The organism is Methylobacterium amylolyticum (assembly GCF_030700245.1).
Lineage (GTDB): Bacteria > Pseudomonadota > Alphaproteobacteria > Rhizobiales > Beijerinckiaceae > Methylobacterium.
The window spans coordinates 1-18410 of sequence record NZ_JAUYZI010000076.1; the positions used below are offsets into that span (position 1 = coordinate 1).

The following is an 18410-nucleotide window of genomic DNA, read 5'->3' on the forward strand; positions in this document are numbered from 1 at the left end:
CAGTACACGTCGCTGGCCTTCGGTAATCGCTGCCGGGAGGCGGGTGTGCGCCCGTCGATGGGTTCGGTCGGCGACGCCTACGACAACGCCATGGCCGAGAGCTTCTTCTCCACCCTCGAATGCGAACCGCTCGCCCGCCGCCGCTTCCGCTCGCAGGCAGAGGCGCGCATGGCGGTCTTCAGCTACATCGAGGCCTTCTACAATCCGCTGCGCCGCCACTCGGCGCTCGGCTACCGCTCGCCCATCGTCTACGAGCAGGAGACCGGGTCAAAACCGTCAATCGAGACCCTGCTCAGCCAAGCCCCCTGAACCGTCCACAAAAACGGGGCAATCCCAGTGCGCCAGGAACTCCTGGCCGAGAAGGGCATCGCGCTGAGCCTGCGCACGATCGAGCGGGCGGTGGCGCCCCTGCGGCGCGAGCTGGCCGCCGAGGCGCGGGCGACGGTCCGGTTCGAGACGCCGCCCGGCTACCAGCTGCAGATCGACTTCGGCGAGCGGCGCATCCGCATCGGCGAGGCGCCGACGAAGGTGTTCCTGTTCGTGGCGACGCTGGGCTTCTCGCGCCGGCTGCACGTGCGGGCCTTCCGCGACGAGCGCCAGGAGAGTTGGTTTGCGGGGCTGGAGAGCGCGTTCCGGCACTTCGGCGGGGTGACGGCCGAGATCCTGCTCGACAACGACCGGGGTCTGGTCAACCGCCACGACGTCGAGACCCGCACGGTAAGCTTCAACGCCAAGTTCCTGGCGTTTGCCCGGCACTGGGGTTTCCGGCCCCGGGCCTGCGCCCCGTACCGGGCGCGCACCAAAGGGAAGGACGAGCGCGGGGTCGGCTACGTCAAGAACAACGCGGTGGCCGGACGCAGCTTCGAGAGCTTCGCGGCGCTGGAGGCGCATCTGGACGCGTGGGTACCTGCCGTTCGAGCCGGACGCCGCACACCTGTTCTTCCAGCTCGTGTCGCGCCGCTACGAGCGTGGGGCGATGCTGATCACCTCGAACCGAGCGGTGGGCGAATGGGGGAGCGTCTTCGGAGATGCCGTGGTGGCGACCGCGATCCTCGATCGCCTTCTTCACCACAGCCACGTCGTCACCATCCGGGGTGACAGCTACCGGCTGCGCGAGAAGCGACGCAGCGGCCTCTTGAAGGCCGCCGCATCCCCTGCGGTCACCGCATCAGCGTGACGGAAGGGGTCCAGGTTTTGGTTCTGCGTCACTTTGTGTGGCGGGTCAGACAGCGCAGAGGACGCGCTGCCGTAGCAACTCGAAGCCGGCGCGTCCGTACATGCTGCGCTTGATCATCTTCAGGCGACTGATGTGGCCCTCCGCCGGGCCGGTCGACCACGGCAGCGCGATGGCGTTCGTGATGCCGGCGGCGTCGCGCTGCAAGCTGGCGGCGAAGCGCTTCAGCGCGCTTGATGGCCGCCCGAGGCCGCCCCATGCCCAAGCGCCTGCTCCCGTTCATCCCGCCCTCGCTGCGCGTCCTCGCCGTCACGGCCGAGCCCCAGCACGTGACGGTGCTGGCCGTGCCGCGGTCGACAGCACCGTGCTGTCCGGCCTGCCGTATTCGATCGGACAGCGTCCACGGCTCCTACGAGCGTCACGTCGCCGACCTGCCCTGGCAGGGCCGCTCCGTCGGCCTGCGCGTGCGCTTGCGCCGCCTGCGATGCCGCGATCCCGCCTGCCCCCGCCGTACCTTCAGCGAGACCCCGCCGGACGTCGCCGCGCCGCACGCCCGGCGCTCGCGGCGCCCCCATGACCTGCAGCGCCATCTCGGCCTCGCCCTCGGCGGAGCCCCGGCCGCGCGGCTCGCCCACCGCCTGGCCATCCCGGCTAAAGCTGTTCCCACCTATGTAGCGACGGCCAAGTCGTCCTCGTATCCGGCGGCGGTGAGGCAGTTGCGGCAGTCGTCTGGGGTGAAGCGAGTGAAGGCCTCGCGGATAGCAGCCCAGAGGTCGGGCACGGTGCGGGCGGTTGCGGTTCGCAGCAGGTGCTTGAGCTTGGCGAAGATCTGCTGAGGGGTCCCCGACCGACAGGTCGGTCGGGGCATCCCCTGATCGGATTGAACTCGGGACTGTAGGGCGGAAGGTACAGAACCCGCGCCCCCACCGCCTCGATGGCCTCGCGCACGCCGGCGACCTTGTGGGCCTGCAGGTTGTCGAGGATCACGGTGTCGCCGGGTCGCAGCACCGGGACGAGGCTGTCGGCGACGTAGCTGCGGAAGCGGGCGCCGTTGGTGGCACCATCGACGAGGCTGAGCGCGCACAGGCCAGTGCTGCGCAGGGCGGCTGTGACGGTGGTGGTTTTGTAGTGGCCCTGGGGCACAAGGAGCCGGCACCGTTCACCGCATGGGGCGCGTCCGTAACGGCGGGCCATGTTGGTGGCGGCTGCGGTCTCGTCGAGGAAGACGAGCGTGTCGGGGTCGAGGTCGGGCATGGTCTCGAACCAGGCTTGGCGGGCCTCCCTCACGTCGGCACGCTCCTGCTCAGCCGCATAGAGAGCCCCTTTTTGCGGGTGATGCCGTGGCGGGCGAAGAAGCGCGAGAGGCCGCTCGTGCTGGTCTGCACGCCCTGCGCGGCCAGAGCGTCGCGCAACTCGCGCAGGAAGATCTCGGGTCGGGCTTCGTAGGTGGCCAGGATCCGATCGGCCTGCCCCTCGATGGCCGGAAGACGATCGTCGCCGCGCGTCGGCTTGGGCGCGACGTGGTCTTCCTGCGCGAACCGCTCCGACCAGCGGCTGGCACTCGACACGCTTACACCGAACCGGGCCGCCGCTCGATGGAAGGAGGCGCCCTCGGCCACGGCCGCCACGACACGCTCGCGCAGATCGACAGACAACGGTAAAGGCATCGATGGCTCCTTCACCACTCAACGCTGCAAACCGCTAACCCGTCGCAACGCCGCCGGGAATGGCTCTAACTGCGAACCTGGGCCACCGAATGGGGGCAGGCCAGCTGCTCTGGGTGGCAACCGGACTTTGGCCTTTCGCCCCAAAGCCGACGTTCCGTCTCCGACTCTACCTCCCGGTAGCAGCCAGCCGAGCGGTTCTCGGAAGCGGACCTTTGTCCTGCCGTAATCGCGCTGCTGAACGCCCATTGTTGCCTTCCAGTGAAATTAGGAAGCCTCCTTGAGGCGGACTCTTTGGTAGCGAAACTTTCAGGTCGGGTTCGCGCTAATATCAACCGCTATAGCCAGGACGATCAGCATATTCGTAAGATAACGATGATCCATCGATCTAAATGCCTGCCTTATTCTTCAGCAACGCAATGATACCCTGGTCGGGTATGAGATGGCCGTCCGAGCCAACGTGGTACTCCTGCAGCCTCGTGCCGAAGCCCACCGTGTCGCCGACATTGCCGCCTAGCACCCGTACCGCATCGGGAGTTACCTCGACCACAATGTCCGAGTGACTCTCATACTGAACGTGGTTCTCGGCATACGAGAAGCTGAAGTTGTTGCCGCTCCGATTGCGCTGGATAATGTCGCCGAGGGCGGGCTTTTCCTCGTTGATCCGGAAACCCCAGAATGGCTTGTCCTTCCGCGCAGTATATCGAGCTTTGATGGCGTTGTTCACGAATATCGAATGGCTCGAAGCGAATTGAAAGTTGGTATAGGCGGGACCCGCGAGGCGCACCACCCAAGAAATGAAAGCCGCCGACCATGGGACATCCTTCCCGTTAGGATAGGTGCTGCGCCCGTCGTAGGGTTCGCCGATCGCAGCCCACATTTCGCGGACGAAGCCGCAGTATGGGTCTACCTTCTCGCTGCCCGCGCCTTTGTCGAACCGCAGCCATTCGTCGATGGCCGTCCGGAGCAATGCCTCGACTTCAGAACGGTCTGGGGTTCGCAAGTACTTGCCGAAGCAGAAGCCCTCCTGGGTGCCAGAGCGCACCTTCCGCCATCCCGCATTGTCGGCGGCACCGATGGCGATGAGTCGTTCGCCGATCGTGAGGTCACGTATGATCACACCGTCAGGAGCATCGCGCAGTCGGAGGCCTTCGGTCGTAACGAGCAGGTCTGTTGCAGCAGGCGCGGCGGGCACGACGGTCGTGACGCGTGCGGCCAGGGTCGCGTCTTCGGTCTCGTCCCAGGCCACCATGCCCTTGTCGTCCGCTCCCACTTGGAACGCACCTAGAGTCTTGCGGGAGATGCGTATGATGTTGCGGTCGTACCCGATCCCGCTTTCTGATTCGGTCCTCTCCGGTGGCACTTGGCGCAGCGCCCATTTGTTAGAGTAAAAGAACTGCTCCGTGCCAGTGAATGCTCGCGACATCGAGAGCCATGGCACCTCTATCAGTTTCTCGGAGAGCAGCTTACTCAGCGTCGCGCCACTGCCATAACAACCGATTTTGAAGTCCTGACCGATTGTAGACTTTACAGCCTTGAAGTAGTTGAGGATCGGACCGTCGATCTCGGCGACTTCGTATTCTTGATCAACAGCGAAAAGTATCGTGCTCCCCTTGCCGACGGGCTGTCCGACCGATTTGGCGAAGGCGATGGCGCTCCGGGCGTTCTTCTTGCCGGACGTGGTCGAGAAATGCGAAATGTTTCGGCTGCTGTCCTGGAAAACGGGGAGTATCGCGAAGCCTTCATTCGAAAGGAACTTCGCCTCGTCCAGCGTAAGCGTCTTTGGACGTTCCGTGCTTGCGTAATACCGTATTATCGTGTCCACGCCGTTCCGCTGCAGGAACCTGATGAAGATCTTTCCTGCGCTGGTGTTGAGACGCGTGCTGGCGTCGATCGCCGTCCAGCCCGTATCGTTGGCAAAGTCTTCCTTGTATCCCATGGCCGGTCCTCCCACCTCGAAGTTTGTTTACATTTAATCCTGTCATCCCGGCCGAGGCTCCCACCAGGCTTGCCCCCGCGTCCCGATGATAATTGTAGCGATCTGAGGCTTCGCCGGATTGGGTTCAAGTCTTCTTCCCTCGCCTGCGAGCCATTCAATCTCGCGCCTCATTTCGGAAAAGGGATCGTAACGGCTAACGGCGCTCCCTCTTCCGCGAGGTCGTACATGACAAGGATGCGAATGCCTGACGGGCCCTCGTCCAGCGGAAGGATCGCCTCCGCCTTCTTGTTTGCTCCCGCCGGGGGAGGCGGCAACGTGGCGAGCTTGGCGGGTGCCGATTCCCTATTCCACCAGAATATCTCGTAGGTGCCATCGATGTCTGCCGCCGGACCCGACAGAACGAGCAGACCGTCCTTGAACGGCGCGAGGTCGCGAATTCCCTGTTTGTCGCCAAGGTGAAGGTACGCGGGCTTCGGATCGAGCGCTCCGCCTTCGAACAATGCCTGGAGGCTGACCGAGAGAACGAGGGCGCAGGGGCGCCCGACCGCGGAGGACGGCTCACACGCGGTGTCCTTGGTCAGGCTGAAGGTAGGTGCCCGGAAGCCCGCGTACAGACGGTCCCCCACGACCGCGAGACCTTCGATTGTGACGCCGTCTAGTTCAAGGCGCCGGTCCACGTGAGGTGCCAGGGGCTTCACTGCCGCAATCGCGCCTCTGAGCGAGGCGACGGGCTGCGTCACGCGAAGCTCCTTGTCCCCCACGAGTTCCAGTCGGACGATCTGGCTCGAAGCTTTGATCTTGGCAGCGATCAGGTCGCTATCCTTCGTGGGGTCCAGTTTGTGCTTACGGTCGCGCGGATGCCCGTGCGATCCGAGCACGTAGAAGTACTTGCGGCCAGCCTTGTCTTCCGCGAAGGCGACGCCTTCACCGTCAAGCTCCAACGCTTTTGAAGCGAAACGATTGGAGATGAGCGGAACGACGGCACCCGCTTTGCCTCGTCCCTCAAAGAGCGTGATGCGTTGGGCCGACTGCAGGTTGTCGTCGATGACAAGGCAGTCTCTAGGAAATCCGATCGACGTGCTGCACGCAATGCCGCTAATATCCTCCGACTTCTCGTCGTCCTTGCCAAGCAGCTTACCATCGACGGGCCAGTGGCCCTCGTCCGAGAAAGCTGGCGCCTGGACGACTGCCGCCAGCAATGCAAGGCCCAGCGCGGCGGCGAGTCGATGGTGGACCATTATTGTGTTTCTCCCGATCCAAATTCGCTGCTGCCGCTATTAATGCAATCTCCAAGTGGCTTATGCAACAAAATTTAGCCCAGGGCCACGTCCATGAGTGAAATCGTGATGTGTGCGGCGTCGGCAGCCGGTCGCCGTAGCGAAGCGGGGATCGACCTTCGATCCTTTCAATCAAGAGTCGTCGGCTCGGATGTAGCGGTTATTCCAGCACTTCACGGTGATCGAGGTCGTCCGATTCGAGATCGGTCCGGCGCGCGGGGAAGGGCAATGGGGGCGCCAGCGCGCTCGACGTCAAAGCTGAGGCGAACACGCAAGGCGGAGCCGGGAACGACACCTTCGTGTTCTCGACGACGCTGGGTTCCGGCAACATCGATCACGTCGCCGACTTGACGGTGGTGAACCACACGATCCAGCTGCCCCGGGGCAAATTCTCCGCCCTCTCAGCGGGTGATTTCACTTCCAGCGGTTTTAAGGATCTGGGCAACACCCGAGCCATGGTCGGTGCCAATGACCACACCTACCTTTCTCAGACATTCTCAGCATCATTTCAGGCGGCGTAAGCGTGGTCTGGGTGCCACCTATCGGGTGGCATGACGGGTTGAGATGCTGATGCCCATCGCTGAGGGGCGTGGAGGATCGGCACGTGTCTGGACTTGAGCGTAGGTTTGAGCCGAGGCGGCTGGAGCTCGTCAACGGCGCGGGCGGCAGACGGATCTGGTCAGCGGACGCCAAGGCGGCGGTTTTGGACGAGACGCTCTGGCCCGGCGCGGTGGTCTCGGTGGTGGCCCGCCGCCATGGGCTGACCCCGCAGCAGTTGTTCGGCTGGCGTCGCGAGGCGCGTCGTGCACTCGAGGCTGGGCAGGTCCCTGTAGCGACCGGCTTCGCGACGCGCGTCGCGTCCGGATAGCCCGGCGGTCCCACCTCCGTGTTGAGGTAGGCGCCGGCCAGCTTCACCCAGGTCCGGCCCCTGTCCACCAGCCCGCCGATCGTCTTGAAGGCCGGGTCGTCCGGACCCTTCGACGGCGGTAGGCGCCCCATGTGGTCGAACACGATCCCGCACGGCAAGCGGTTCAGCAGGGCCGCGTTCTCGGCGATCTGCGCGGCCGACATGTGGAGTTGCACGTGCCAGCCGAGGTCGGCGATGCGCTTGGCCAGCGGCTCGATCATGTCGATCGAGGCCACGGCGTCGTTGGGGTTCCAGACGCTGAAGCGCAGGCCGCGCACATAGCCGGCGTCGAGACGCTTCAACTCGGCGTCCGTCACGTCCGGGTGCAGCACGGCGATGCCGCGGCCGTTCCCGTCGAAGCGCTGGAGCGCATCGAGCAGGCAGGTCGGGTCGGTGCCGTGGTTCTTCGGCTGCACCGGCACGGCGCGGGTCGTGCCGAGCCGCGCCTGGAGCAGGCGGTAGTCGTCGAAGGTCATGCCCGCGGGTTTGGCCGTCGCATCAGGCGGGAAGCGCGCGTCGATGATGTGGAAGTGGGCGTCGCAGGTGTTCGGCGGCGCCTTCGCGCGCGGTCGCTCAGTGCCGGACGAGTTCGGCACCGCACCGTCCTGGGCCGAAGCGGCGCCGATCGTCGATCCCGCGGTCGCAGCGACGGCCGCGGCGGTCGCGATGAGCCTACGCCGGGTGATCGTGGTCATGCTCTCGATTCTCCCGTGTCGTTTGTCGGTTCAGTCGATCAGCTTGTCCGGCATCGGTTGACTCGTCCCACCGCGGATGACCCCGGCCTGCGTCAGTTCCTCGAATGCCTGATCCGCGACGCCGATCCCGGCAAGCACTTCACGGTTGTGTTGCCCGAGCTGCGGCGCGGGGGTGCGGATCGAGCCGGGGGTGCCGAGGAAGCGGGGCACGACCGCGTGCATCGGAAGCTGCCCCATCTCCGGGTCAGGGTAGTCGGCGACCAGCTCCCGCTCGATCACGTGCGGGTCGGCCACGATCTGCGAGGCGTCGTAGATCGGCCCGATCGTCACCTCGGCCTTTTCGAAGAACGCGACCGTCTCGGCCTGGGTCATCTGGCCGATGAAGGCGCCGATGATCACTTCGAGTTCGTCCGCGTGGGCGAGCCGGTCCGCGTTGGTGCGGAAGCGCGGGTCGTCCACCAGCTCCGGCCGGCCGATCGCCCGGAACAGGCGCTCGGCCATCTTCTGGATCGAGCCCGAGAGCCCGACATAGGAGCCGTCGCTGCACCGGTAGGCGTTGCGCGGCGCCGAGTTCGTCGAGCGCGAGCCGGTGCGCGGCTTGACCTTGCCGGTGAGCCGGTAGTTGGCCACCTGCGGGCTGAGGATGGCGAATAACGGGTCGAGCAAGGGCAGGTCGATCACCTGCCCCCGGCCGCCGTTCACCTCGACCTCGCGCAGGGCGATCATCGCGGCGGATGACCCATAGAGGCCCGCCACCCCGTCGGCGAGGTACATCGGCGGCAGCACCGGCTCGCGGTCGGCGAAGCCGTTCATCGACGCGAAGCCGGAGAAGCCCTCGATCACCGTACCGAAGCCCGGCCGCTGGCTATAGGGGCCGTCCTGCCCCCAGCCTGAGATGCGCACGAGCACGAGGCCTGGATTGAGTTCGAGCAGCGCCTCGGGCGACAGCCCCATCTTCTCCAGCACGCCCGGCCGGAAGCTCTCGACGAAAATCCGGCAGGACGGCACGAGCTTGCGGATCAAATCGACCGCGCGCGGATCGCGCATCGACAGGCACAGGCTCTTCTTGTTACGGGCGTAGATCTTCCAGTGGGTCTCGATGCCTTCGCTCTTCCAGGCGCGCAGGGTGTCGCCCTCCGGCGGCTCAACCTTGATCACCTCGGCGCCGAAGTCGCCTAGGATCTGCGTCAGCACGTTGCCGGCGAACAGGCGCGAGAGGTCGAGGACGCGCACGCCGTCGAGGATACCCCTGGCACCGGGCTGATAGTCGCGTTGGGCGAGATCGCTCATGGGTTCATGCCTCCGTGCCGGGATGCAGGTCGGCCAGCGCCACGGTGGCGCGGGCGCGGCTGAGGAAGGGCGGGTCGATCATCTGCCCATCGACGAGGATCGCGCCGAGCCCACGCGCTTCGGCATCCGCTGCCGCTTCCAGGATGCGGCGCGCCCACGCGACCTCGGCCGGGCTCGGCAGGAAAGCGGCGTTGGCGATGCCGATCTGGGTCGGGTGTATGCAGCTCTTGCCGGCGAACCCGTGCCGGCGAGCGGCCTCGCACTCGGCGCGGTAGGCCTCCGGGTCCTTCACGCCGGCGAACGCGCCGTCGTAGGCGGGGAGTCCGGCCTCTGCCGCGGCGAGGCGGACGACGAGGCGGATGTGGGCCAGCGCCGCCTGATCTGACCGTTGGATGCCGCAGGGCTCCAGCAGGTCGGCGTAGCCGATCTGCAGGCCCGCCACCCGGGGATGGGCGCCGGCCAGCTCCGCCGCGCGGCGCAGGCCGCTCGGGCTCTCGATGTTGACGAGCAACCGTATGTAGCCGGTGTCCGGCAGGTGGTCGAGGTGCGCGGCGGCTTCGGTGACGGCCGCGGGATCCTCGACCATCGGCAGGTTGATCATGTCCGTGCGGGGCAGCGCCACCGCCGCGAGATCCGCGGCGAAGTGCTCGGTGCCGACCGCGTTGACCCGCACGACCACGACCTTGCCGAGATCGCCCGGCGCCTCGCGCAGGTAGGCGGCGAGGTTGTTCCGCGCCTCGGCCTTGCGTGCGGCCGGCACGGAGTCCTCCAGGTCGAAGGAGAGCGCATCGGCCGCGCCCGCGGCGGCCTTGGCGAACAGCTCCGGGCGCGATCCCGGCACGAACAGCTTGCTGCGCATCAGCATGGCGGCGCTCCTCCCGATCTCGTCACAGGACCTTGAAGTGGGCCATCGCGACGATGGCGGCGGTGACGGTGAGCGCACCGCCGATGCGGGTGGCGACCTGGGCGAACGGCATCAGCTCCATGCGCTCGGCGGCGGTGAGGATCATCACGTCGCCGGTGCCGCCCAGCCCGCTGTGGCAGGCGTTCACGATCGCGGTCTCGATCGGATACATCTTCAGGAGCTGTCCGACGTAGTAGCCGGTGGCGACCAGCGCGATCACGGTGGCGACGATGGTGACGAGGTTGGCCGGGTGGAACGCCTCGACCAGCTCGTGCCAGGGGGTGAGCGCCACGGCCGTGCAGAACAGCAGCGGGTAGGTCACCGCGATCACGAAGAACCGGAACACAACCCGTGCGCCCTCCGCCAGCGGTGCAGGCACGCCTTTGAAGATCTTCACCATCACGACGAGGAACAGCATGGCGACCGGCGCCGGCAGACCGACGACGGAGTGGATCAGCGTGCCGAAGACGTAGATGGCAATCCCGGTGATCCCGCCGGCCGCGATGGTGGCCACGTCGATGTGGGTCGTGTTGCTGTGCGCCGCGTCGTGGCTGTCAGCTTCCCCCGCCTCGCCCGAGCCGGGCTGGAGCTGTCCGTTGCCGGTCAGGTCCGGCCGGCGCTTGCCGAGCGTGTTGAGGGCACCGCAGATCACGATTGCCACGAGGTTGCCGAAGAACACCAGCGGCAGGATTTGGCCCAGCATCTTGCCCTGGTCGGCGCCGATCGCCTCGGCGTAGCCGACCGACAGCGGGATCGCGCCCTCGCCGACGCCGCCGGCCATCACCGGCACGACGACGTAGAGGATCGAGCGCCAGAACCCGATGCCGACGAGCCAGCCGACGCTGCCGCCGACCACGGTCCCGGCGAGCGAGCCGAGGGCGAGCGGGATGAAGATCTTGGCGAAGCCTTGGATCAGTACGCGGCGGTCCATGCTCAGGATCGAGCCGACAACCACAGCGGTGATGAACAGGTAGATGAAGTTCGTGGACTTCGTGAAGGCCGTGACCGACTGGACCAGCGGTGTCGGCAGGAGCTGGTGGGCGACGAGGAACGAGGGCAGGAAGATCGTCACGAGCGAGGAGCCGCCGATCGCCCGCAGGAACGGGATGCGCTTGCCGATCTCGGCGCAGGTGAAGCCGCCCACGACGATCACCGCGATCATCACTGTGACCTCGCCGGAGATCTTGCCCTTGATCGAGAAGGCGGCGATCAGGCCGAGCAGCAGGACGTAGACGGGCAGCGGGATGATGCCGACCCGCGTCTCCATCGCCCGCGTCCAGAAGAGCTTCTGTGGTGCGGCGGGGCGCGCGGCGGCGGGCGCAGCCGAGGGCTCGGCGACGGCGTGCAGGCTCATGGTTTCCTCCGAAGGGTGCGCTCTTCTTGTTGTTGGGCCGGGTTCTCCCGCGGCCGTCGCGTCCGGATCGTTGTCCAAACCGCACCGGACCACGACGCGCTCCGGCCCCCCTTGTCACCGGCACGATAGTGCGAGTAAAATGAATTTATCGCATTAATTCATGATTTTCTGACATGAGATTGCCGACCGATGGCGTCCAGGCGTTCGTGCTGATCGCGGAACTCGGCAGCTATCACCGGGCTGCCGAGGCGCTCGGCCTGACGCAGACGGCGCTGACCCGGCGCATCCAGAAGCTCGAAGGCTTCCTCGGTCTGACGCTGCTCGACCGCACCACACGCACGGTGCGGCTCAGCTCGGTCGGGAGCGAGTTCCTGCCGTTGGCCACCCGCCTCATCGCCGATTTCACGCAAGGCATCGAGCGCCTACGTACGACCTCGCGCCTCTCGGTCGGCGACGTGACGGTGGCCACCCTCCAGTCGGTCGCGTTCCGCCAATTGCCGGACGTGCTGCACGCCTACGCGCGCGACTACCCCCAGAACCGGGTGCAGATCCTCGAACGCTCGGGCGGGCTCGTGACCGAGGCCGTGCGCCAGGGCGAGGCGGATTTCGGCATCCACATCCAGCAGGAGGATGACGCAGATCTCGTCGAGGACAGGCTGATGCGCGACCCACTCGTTCTGATCTGCCACCGGGGCCATGCGCTCGCGAGTGCGGGGGCGATCCGATGGGCGGACTTGAGCGGTGTCGATCTCATCACGCTGGGCGGCGCCAGCGGTAACAGGCGCCTCATCGAAGCGGAGCTGACGACTGCCGGTCTGCCGGGGCGCGGGCGGTTTGTCGTAGAGAGCACGCCAACGGCGATCGCTCTCGTCTCGGCTGGGGTTGGCGCGGCAATCCTACCGGCGGCCTCGCGGGCTACCTCGATCGTCGAAGAGCTGGTCGAAGTGCTGCTGACCGAACCCGTGATCCACCGCACAATCAGCCTCGTGCGCCGCCGCAATGTGTCCCTGACCCCGGCGGCCTCGGCCTTCTACACGGTGTTGAAGACCCGTCTGTCCGTCGCAACTGCCTGAAACGACTCCTGCGCGTGATAACGTCTCATATGGGTACACCCGGGCGAGGCGGTGCCTTGAGACGCTTTCGACGTCTCGCACAGTTCCGATCAGAGTTTCGAGGCGCCCGCAGATGAGGGTCTAGACCCACTTGAGACATCTACAAGCAGACCTCCCGCGGATCCGAGTAGGGTCGAAACCGGAAGTGTCCGCTCGACCACCCCCTTCCGGACGCGCGAAGTGACGGATCAGAATTCGATCGAGTCGCTCGGATGGGCGACGCGCTCCTTCAGGACCTCGGACATCGGGAAGTTCAGGTTCTCGTCACGAGGCGGGATCGGGCTCTCGAACCACTTGGTGTAGAGCGTGGCGAAGGCCCCCGAGGCCATCATGCCCTTCAGGACGTCGTCCGCGAGCGCCTTGAACTCCGGATCCTCCCTGCGCAGCATCAGGCCGTAGGCCACCAGGTCGTAGGTCTCCGGCAGGAAGGTGAGGGCTGCTGGATCGGGCGCGCGGGACTTTAGGCTGGCGAGCAGGATGTCGTCCTCCATGAAGGCCGCGGCGCGCCCGCTCTGGAGCACCAGCATCGACTCGCCATGGTCCTTGGCCTGGATGATGTTGAAGGTGCCGCCCTTGGCCTTGATGCCGAACGCGAAGCCCACCGCGTTCGAGCCCTGCGTGACGACCACGGTCTTGCCGTCGAGGCCCTTCACGTCGTGGATGCCGGACGCGGCCTTGGTCAGCCACCGGGCCGAGGACACGAAGGTCGCGACCGTGAAGGCGACTTGCTTGAGCCGGGCGGCGCTGCTGGACGTGCCGCCGCACTCGATGTCGATCGTCCCGTTCTGCATGAGCGGGATGCGATTGGCGGAGTCCACCGGTTGGAGCTTGACCGCGAGGGTGTCGAGCTTGAGATCGCTCTTGATCTTGTCCACGACCTGCGCGCACAGGTCCATCGAGAAACCGACCGGCTTCTGATCGCCACCGAGATACGAGAACGGGATCGACGCCTCACGATAGCCGAGGGTTATGGCCCCCGTGCGCTTGATCTTGTCCAGCGTCGGGCTCTCGGCGCAGGCTGTCGTCGCCATGAAACCGAGCGCCAGGGCGCCGGAGAGTCGTATGAACGCTCGATACGGGGACATCGGTCTTCTCCTCTCGGTAGTTGCGGCCGTAATTCGAGTCTCACCCGGCTCAGTCGCGCGGGTGCCGTCAGTGATCAGGGTGGGGAGCGGCTTCGGAGCCTACCCAAGCTTCGACAGCACGGCCGTGCGAGCCTGCGTAGACGGCACGTTGCGGGCGCGGATGGCCTCGATCAGCCGGTCGATGTCCGCGGTAGTGTTGAACATACCGAGCGACACGCGGATGCCGTCGCGCTCGGGCGAGACGCGGATGCCGTTCTGCGTGAAATAGTCCAGCCACTCGGTCGCCGGCAGGGCGACCACATAGATGTGCGGCGCACGGTGCTGCCGGTCGCGCGGACCGACCAGGCCCACATCGAGCTGGTCGAGGCGCTCGATCAGATAGTCGCCGAGATCGAAGCAGTGGGCCTCGACGTTCCCGATGCCCACGGCGTTGATCAGGTCGATGGCCGCGTCGAGGCCCTGGATGGCCGGAAGGTTGAAGTTGCCGAGTTCGAACCGGCCGGCGGTGGCCGGCAGGGCCATGTTGTCCGGCCGGGCGATGAAATCGAGCGGCGGCTCGGCGAGACTGGCGGCGGCGAGGTAGGCCGGCTCCAACTCGACTCTGGTCGCGTCCCAGTAGAGCAGGCCGAGCCCCTGCGGCACGAGCAGGCCCTTGTGCGTACCCGAGCCGATGAAGGTGGCCTTCATAGCCTTGGCGTCGATCGGCGTCACGCCGATGCCCTGCATCACATCGACAACGAAGTAGAGGCCGTGCTGCTCGCAGAGCTGACCCACGCTCTCGACGTCAAACCGGTGGCCAGCGTGAAAGGTCACGTGCGACATGGAGATCGCGCGCGTTCTCTCGTCGATATGGGACCGGAAGCTGTCCGCGTTCACCACGTCGGTCATCGGGATGAACGCGACCTCCACGCCCTTCTTCGCGAGGTTGAGGAAGGCATAGGCGTTGTTGGGGTGGTCCCCGTGGATCATCAGCACCTTGTCGCCGGCGCGGAGCGGCAGCGCGTTGGCGGCGATGTTCATGCTCTCGGAGGTGTTCTTGGTGAAGGCGATCTCGTGCGGCTGTGCGCCGAGTAGAGCCGCGACCTTGGCGCGGGTCTCTTCAAGCCGGTTGAGCCAGATCTGCTTGGGGCCGGCGGTCTCGAAGCCCTCGCGCAGGAAGCGCTCGTACGCCTCCTTCACCGGACGCGAGAGCGGCGTCTGGAAGCCGCTGTCGAGGTAGACCACGTGCTCAGCGGCCGGGAACGCTCGACGGATGGCGGCGACGTCGTAGTGCTGGCTCATGGTTCCACCGATAGCGTGGGCGTGGCGAAGCATCGCGCCGGAAGATGCCGGCGGGTCCTTCGAGCCATCTCAATGTCTGCGTAACGCGAGTGCTGCGCGATCCGCCAAGCTTTGATTAAAAGCTATGCATCCCGGGTAAGCGGCTTGAAAATACACAACATCCGCCACACGTCGAGCTATCTCTTCACAGATCGGTATTTTTCATTCCGAAAATTGAGAATTATCTGAGTCTTCGTTGTCGCTTAGGATGGTGTTGGACAGAAGGGCCGCCGCCTCCTGCAAAGGACCGATGAACGCATCCAGCCCATCGAAGCCGACGCGTGCCATCGGCACCGAGACGCCGAGGCACGCGATGAGGTCGCCAGCCGGCGAGACGATGGGTACGGCGCAGCCCACCACGCCCGCGACGTATTCCTGGTTGGTCTTCGCCCAGCCCCTGCGCCGCGTCGCTTCGAGGTGCGCGAGCAGGGCGTCGGGATCGGCGATCGTCGTGGGGGTGTACCGGGCGAGCGGGAGTGCGTGGGCCAGTCGATGCCGGACTTTGGCGGGCAGACGGCTCATGTAGATCTTGCCCGTCGAGGTGCAGTGGAGCGGAGCGGCATCACCGGGGTTGAACTGCAATCCCTGCTGCTGCTTGGACCGGACGCTGTCGACGTAGACCACCGCGTTGTCACGGACGACACCGATCTCGCACTGCTCGCCGATCCGGTCGGCGACGGCACTGAGCACGGCATGGCGGCGCACGGTGCGGAACGCCGCGCCGATGGTTTTGGCCGACAGTGTGACCAGCCTGCTCCCGACGACGTAGCGCTTGGTGCCGAGGGCCTTCTGGACGAGGCCGCGGTCTTCGAGGTTGCCGATGAGGCGATGCGCCGTCGGGACTGGCAGGGCGAGCGCAACGGCAATCTCCGCGGCCGAGAGCGCCTTCTTCTGCTCGGCCACGAAGGTCAGGATGGCGATGGCGCGATCCAGCGGTCCGTCGCGGGACCTGTCGGGTTCATCGGCCACGATGGGTCTCTTGCATGAGTAGCGTCCGGCTCTGCCCGGCGGGAACGAACCTCGAAGGCTTCGTCTTCGGTAGCGATAACCCTAACGAGACGACAACGTGAGCCGCATCCGGTGGCCGATCGGCTTTCGCACAGCTCGGTCCGAGGTCGACCGGACTGCCGGATTGCAGACCTGCCGGAGGACAGAGATGGGTGGTTGAACGAACCCGCTCGCGCGGGATGGGTGGCAGCTCTGCGGTCCGCGGATTGATCCGAACGCCCTGCGCCGATTGAGCGTCGCCCGACCTGGGCGGACGATCCCGGCTCCCTTCATTCGAGCGGAGCCGTCCCATGACCATCCTTGCCGTTCCCGCCGCTGCCGGCGGCTCGCTGCGCCAGTGCCTGATCGACGACATGACCCTGCGCCGGTTCTCCCGGGAGACGCAGCGCAACTACATCCGCGACGTCGGGCGGTTGGCCACCTTCCTGCGGCGATCACCCGATACCGCGACCGACGACGACCTGCGCCGCTTCCAGATCGCCCAGCAGGAGGTCGGCCTCGGCGTGCCGACCATGAACGCCATCGTCTCCGCCCTGCGCTTCTTCTTCGTCCAGACGCTCAACCGCCCCGATCTCGCCCGCAGGCTGGTCCGCCTCAACCAGCCGCGCACCCTGCCCGACGTGCTGAGCGCCGACGAGGTCGGGCGTCTGCTCGATGCCACGGTCTGCCTGAAGCATCTCGCGGCCCTGTCGGTCCCCTACGGCGCGGGACTGCGCGTGGCTGAAGTCGCCGCGCTCAGGATCGGCGATATCGACTCGACCCGCATGCTCCTGCGGATCGAGCGCGGCAAGGGCGGCCGCGACCGCAACGCCATGCTGTCGGCCGATCTCTTGGACCTCCTGCGGCGCTGGTGGGTCGAAGGGCACCGGCAGGGCGTCGTGCAGCGCCAGGGCTGGCTGTTCCCCGGGCAGGACCGGGCACGGCCGATCAGCGCGCGCCAGCTTCACCGCATCGTCGTCGAGGCGGCGCGCGCGGCCGGGATCCCCAAGCGCGTCGGCCCCCATACCCTGCGCCACTCCTTCGCCACCCATCTCCTAGAGGACGGCGTCGACATCCGCGTCATCCAGGTCCTGCTCGGGCACAGCCGGCTCGACACCACCGCCCTCTACGCCAAGGTCCCCACCCGGACGGTGCGGGCCGTGACCAGCCCGCTCGACAGGCTCGCCCTGTTCCACAGGCAGGGACCCGCGCCGGGCTGAGGCGATGCCCGCCACGACGGACGCCACCATCGAGCTGGCCGACGTCTTCCGGGTCGCCGGTCCGGCCTACCGCGCCGAGCAGGCCGGGCATCTGAGCCTGGATACGCTGAAGGTGATGGCGGCGATCGAACGCTGCCGCACGGCCAGCCTCGGCGGCCATGTCGAGGGCTGCGACGCGTGCGGCCACCTGCGCGTCGCCTACAACTCCTGCCGCAATCGGCACTGCCCCCGCTGCCAGGGTGCGGCGGCCCGCGACTGGCTCGCCGCGCGCGAGGCTGACCTCCTGCCGGTCGGCTACTTCCACGTCGTCTTCACCCTGCCGGCCGAGATCGCCGCCATCGCGCTCCAGAACAAGGCCGCCGCCTACGACCTGCTGTTTCGGGCGGCGAGCACCACGATGGCGCGGATCGCCGCCGACCCCAAGCATCTCGGCGCCCGCATCGGCCTCACCGCCGTGCTCCACACCTGGGGCTCGGCCATGACCCACCATCCCCATGTCCACATGATCGTCCCCGGCGGCGGCCTCTCACCGGACGGGACCCGCTGGATCGCCGCGCGCTCCGGCTTCCTCCTGCCGGTGCGGGCCCTGGGCCTGCAGTTCCGCCGCCTGTTCCTGGACGGGCTCGCCGCCCTCCACACGGCCGGGGCGCTCACCTTCTTCGGCACCCTGGCCCCGCTCGCCGACGCTGAGGCCTTCGCCCGCGCACTCGCCCCGGTGCGCAGGAAACGCTGGGTGGTCTACGCCAAGCCGCCGTTTGCCGGGCCGAGAGCCGTGCTCGCCTACCTGGCGCGCTACACCCACCGCGTCGCCATCTCCACCCCGTTCTCGCGATGGCGGAAAGCGCTGAGCGCTTGGTACACCTGCAAACGGGCCCGCATGATCGAGCCGAGGGGGCGGTGGGCAACGAGGCTGTGCGCCGGGCGGAAGGTCATCACCTCGTCGAAGTAGCGGACTCGGTCCGGCCCGTAAGCCTCCTGGCGTGGCAAGCGAAGCGTCGCCACCGTGCGGTACGGACTGACCGAGGTGGGCCAATCGACCGAGGCGTCCTCGATGGGCTGCCGCTCCGCGTCGGCCCAGAGCTGCGCCTTCAGCTCGAAGACCACGTCGTTGTCCCGGAAGAACGCGACCGTTGCGTACCGGAAGCCTGGGATTGCCCCGTTTTTGTGGACGGTTCAGGGGGCTTGGCTGAGCAGGGTCTCGATTGACGGTTTTGACCCGGTCTCCTGCTCGTAGACGATGGGCGAGCGGTAGCCGAGCGCCGAGTGGCGGCGCAGCGGATTGTAGAAGGCCTCGATGTAGCTGAAGACCGCCATGCGCGCCTCTGCCTGCGAGCGGAAGCGGCGGCGGGCGAGCGGTTCGCATTCGAGGGTGGAGAAGAAGCTCTCGGCCATGGCGTTGTCGTAGGCGTCGCCGACCGAACCCATCGACGGGCGCACACCCGCCTCCCGGCAGCGATTACCGAAGGCCAGCGACGTGTACTG

13 protein-coding genes and 7 pseudogenes are annotated in these 18410 nt (G+C 66.6%); 7 read left to right on the forward strand and 13 right to left on the reverse strand.

Going from position 1 to position 18410, the window contains the following annotated elements:
* From Q8W71_RS29920 to Q8W71_RS29930, 3 genes and pseudogenes are all read left to right on the forward strand, one after another.
* Positions 1-309 (forward strand): integrase core domain-containing protein (locus Q8W71_RS29920; protein ID WP_305529035.1); only part of this gene is annotated, 309 nt, incomplete at its 5' end.
* Positions 310-399: 90 nt separating this feature from the next.
* Positions 400-936: pseudogene (istA, locus tag Q8W71_RS29925) on the forward strand (IS21 family transposase); the annotation flags it as partial.
* Positions 902-1177, forward strand: a pseudogene (locus tag Q8W71_RS29930) (ATP-binding protein); the annotation flags it as partial. The pseudogenes istA and Q8W71_RS29930, both read left to right, overlap by 35 nt.
* A gap of 45 nt (positions 1178-1222) precedes the next feature.
* On the opposite strand, the pseudogene Q8W71_RS29935 reads toward Q8W71_RS29930, so the two are convergent.
* A pseudogene (locus tag Q8W71_RS29935) lies at positions 1223-1411 on the reverse strand (transposase); the annotation flags it as partial.
* Between the two features lie 20 nt (positions 1412-1431).
* Here Q8W71_RS29935 and Q8W71_RS33005 point away from each other — a divergent pair.
* Positions 1432-1656: pseudogene (locus tag Q8W71_RS33005) on the forward strand (transposase family protein); the annotation flags it as partial.
* Between the two features lie 185 nt (positions 1657-1841).
* On the opposite strand, the pseudogene Q8W71_RS29945 reads toward Q8W71_RS33005, so the two are convergent.
* From Q8W71_RS29945 to Q8W71_RS29980, 7 genes and pseudogenes are all read right to left on the reverse strand, one after another.
* A pseudogene (locus Q8W71_RS29945) lies at positions 1842-2841 on the reverse strand (IS630 family transposase).
* Positions 2842-3226: 385 nt separating this feature from the next.
* The gene (locus tag Q8W71_RS29950; protein WP_305529036.1) at positions 3227-4777 is read right to left on the reverse strand and encodes a DUF2272 domain-containing protein; all 1551 of its coding nucleotides are present in this window, start codon (positions 4775-4777) and stop codon (positions 3227-3229) included.
* 167 nt (positions 4778-4944) lie between these two features.
* Positions 4945-6015, reverse strand: a complete 1071-nt coding sequence (locus tag Q8W71_RS29955) for a DUF3616 domain-containing protein (protein ID WP_305529037.1) — start codon at positions 6013-6015, stop codon at positions 4945-4947.
* Between the two features lie 468 nt (positions 6016-6483).
* Positions 6484-7656 carry an amidohydrolase family protein gene (locus Q8W71_RS33095; RefSeq protein ID WP_458351525.1) on the reverse strand — a complete coding sequence of 391 codons (1173 nt, stop codon included), beginning with the start codon at positions 7654-7656 and terminating at the stop codon, positions 6484-6486.
* A gap of 30 nt (positions 7657-7686) precedes the next feature.
* On the reverse strand, positions 7687-8946 hold the full coding sequence (locus tag Q8W71_RS29970) for a CaiB/BaiF CoA transferase family protein (RefSeq protein ID WP_305529038.1): 1260 nt from the start codon (positions 8944-8946) through the stop codon (positions 7687-7689).
* Between the two features lie 4 nt (positions 8947-8950).
* Complete coding sequence (locus Q8W71_RS29975; RefSeq protein ID WP_305529039.1) at positions 8951-9811, reverse strand: HpcH/HpaI aldolase/citrate lyase family protein; 861 nt, start codon at positions 9809-9811, stop codon at positions 8951-8953.
* A gap of 22 nt (positions 9812-9833) precedes the next feature.
* Positions 9834-11204: a 2-hydroxycarboxylate transporter family protein gene (locus Q8W71_RS29980; protein WP_305529040.1), complete on the reverse strand. Its 1371-nt coding sequence runs from the start codon at positions 11202-11204 to the stop codon at positions 9834-9836.
* 173 nt (positions 11205-11377) lie between these two features.
* Here Q8W71_RS29980 and Q8W71_RS29985 point away from each other — a divergent pair, with 173 nt between their 5' ends.
* Complete coding sequence (locus tag Q8W71_RS29985; protein ID WP_305529041.1) at positions 11378-12277, forward strand: LysR family transcriptional regulator; 900 nt, start codon at positions 11378-11380, stop codon at positions 12275-12277.
* Between the two features lie 227 nt (positions 12278-12504).
* Here the strand turns inward: Q8W71_RS29985 and Q8W71_RS29990 are convergent, their stop codons facing one another.
* From Q8W71_RS29990 to Q8W71_RS30000, 3 genes are all read right to left on the reverse strand, one after another.
* Entirely contained in the window at positions 12505-13401 is an 897-nt protein-coding gene (locus tag Q8W71_RS29990; RefSeq protein ID WP_305529042.1) for an amino acid ABC transporter substrate-binding protein, read from the reverse strand.
* A 99-nt stretch (positions 13402-13500) separates the two neighbouring features.
* Complete coding sequence (locus Q8W71_RS29995; protein WP_305529043.1) at positions 13501-14682, reverse strand: aminotransferase class V-fold PLP-dependent enzyme; 1182 nt, start codon at positions 14680-14682, stop codon at positions 13501-13503.
* 201 nt (positions 14683-14883) lie between these two features.
* Positions 14884-15690, reverse strand: a complete 807-nt coding sequence (locus Q8W71_RS30000; protein WP_305529044.1) for an IclR family transcriptional regulator — start codon at positions 15688-15690, stop codon at positions 14884-14886.
* Positions 15691-16019: 329 nt separating this feature from the next.
* Here Q8W71_RS30000 and Q8W71_RS30005 point away from each other — a divergent pair, with 329 nt between their 5' ends.
* Both Q8W71_RS30005 and Q8W71_RS30010 read left to right on the forward strand, forming a co-directional pair.
* Complete coding sequence (locus Q8W71_RS30005; protein WP_305529045.1) at positions 16020-16928, forward strand: tyrosine-type recombinase/integrase; 909 nt, start codon at positions 16020-16022, stop codon at positions 16926-16928.
* A gap of 4 nt (positions 16929-16932) precedes the next feature.
* Positions 16933-17745, forward strand: a pseudogene (locus tag Q8W71_RS30010) (IS91 family transposase); the annotation flags it as partial.
* On the opposite strand, the pseudogene Q8W71_RS33015 reads toward Q8W71_RS30010, so the two are convergent.
* Positions 17721-18074 (reverse strand): annotated as a pseudogene (locus Q8W71_RS33015) (catalase); the annotation flags it as partial. The pseudogenes Q8W71_RS30010 and Q8W71_RS33015 overlap by 25 nt on opposite strands.
* Before the next feature lie 27 nt (positions 18075-18101).
* Positions 18102-18410: integrase core domain-containing protein (locus tag Q8W71_RS30015; RefSeq protein WP_305529035.1), on the reverse strand; the 309-nt coding region annotated here is incomplete at its 5' end.

Bases quoted from the DNA above. Each gene is read 5' to 3' on its own strand.
- Q8W71_RS29950 (WP_305529036.1), bottom strand. From the start codon at position 4,777: ATGGGATACAAGGAAGACTTTGCCAACGATACGGGCTGGACGGCGATC.
- Q8W71_RS29955 (WP_305529037.1), bottom strand. From the start codon at position 6,015: ATGGTCCACCATCGACTCGCCGCCGCGCTGGGCCTTGCATTGCTGGCG.
- Q8W71_RS33095 (WP_458351525.1), bottom strand. From the start codon at position 7,656: ATGACCACGATCACCCGGCGTAGGCTCATCGCGACCGCCGCGGCCGTC.
- Q8W71_RS29970 (WP_305529038.1), bottom strand. From the start codon at position 8,946: ATGAGCGATCTCGCCCAACGCGACTATCAGCCCGGTGCCAGGGGTATC.
- Q8W71_RS29975 (WP_305529039.1), bottom strand. From the start codon at position 9,811: ATGCTGATGCGCAGCAAGCTGTTCGTGCCGGGATCGCGCCCGGAGCTG.
- Q8W71_RS29980 (WP_305529040.1), bottom strand. From the start codon at position 11,204: ATGAGCCTGCACGCCGTCGCCGAGCCCTCGGCTGCGCCCGCCGCCGCG.
- Q8W71_RS29985 (WP_305529041.1), top strand. From the start codon at position 11,378: ATGAGATTGCCGACCGATGGCGTCCAGGCGTTCGTGCTGATCGCGGAA.
- Q8W71_RS29990 (WP_305529042.1), bottom strand. From the start codon at position 13,401: ATGTCCCCGTATCGAGCGTTCATACGACTCTCCGGCGCCCTGGCGCTC.
- Q8W71_RS29995 (WP_305529043.1), bottom strand. From the start codon at position 14,682: ATGAGCCAGCACTACGACGTCGCCGCCATCCGTCGAGCGTTCCCGGCC.
- Q8W71_RS30005 (WP_305529045.1), top strand. From the start codon at position 16,020: ATGACCATCCTTGCCGTTCCCGCCGCTGCCGGCGGCTCGCTGCGCCAG.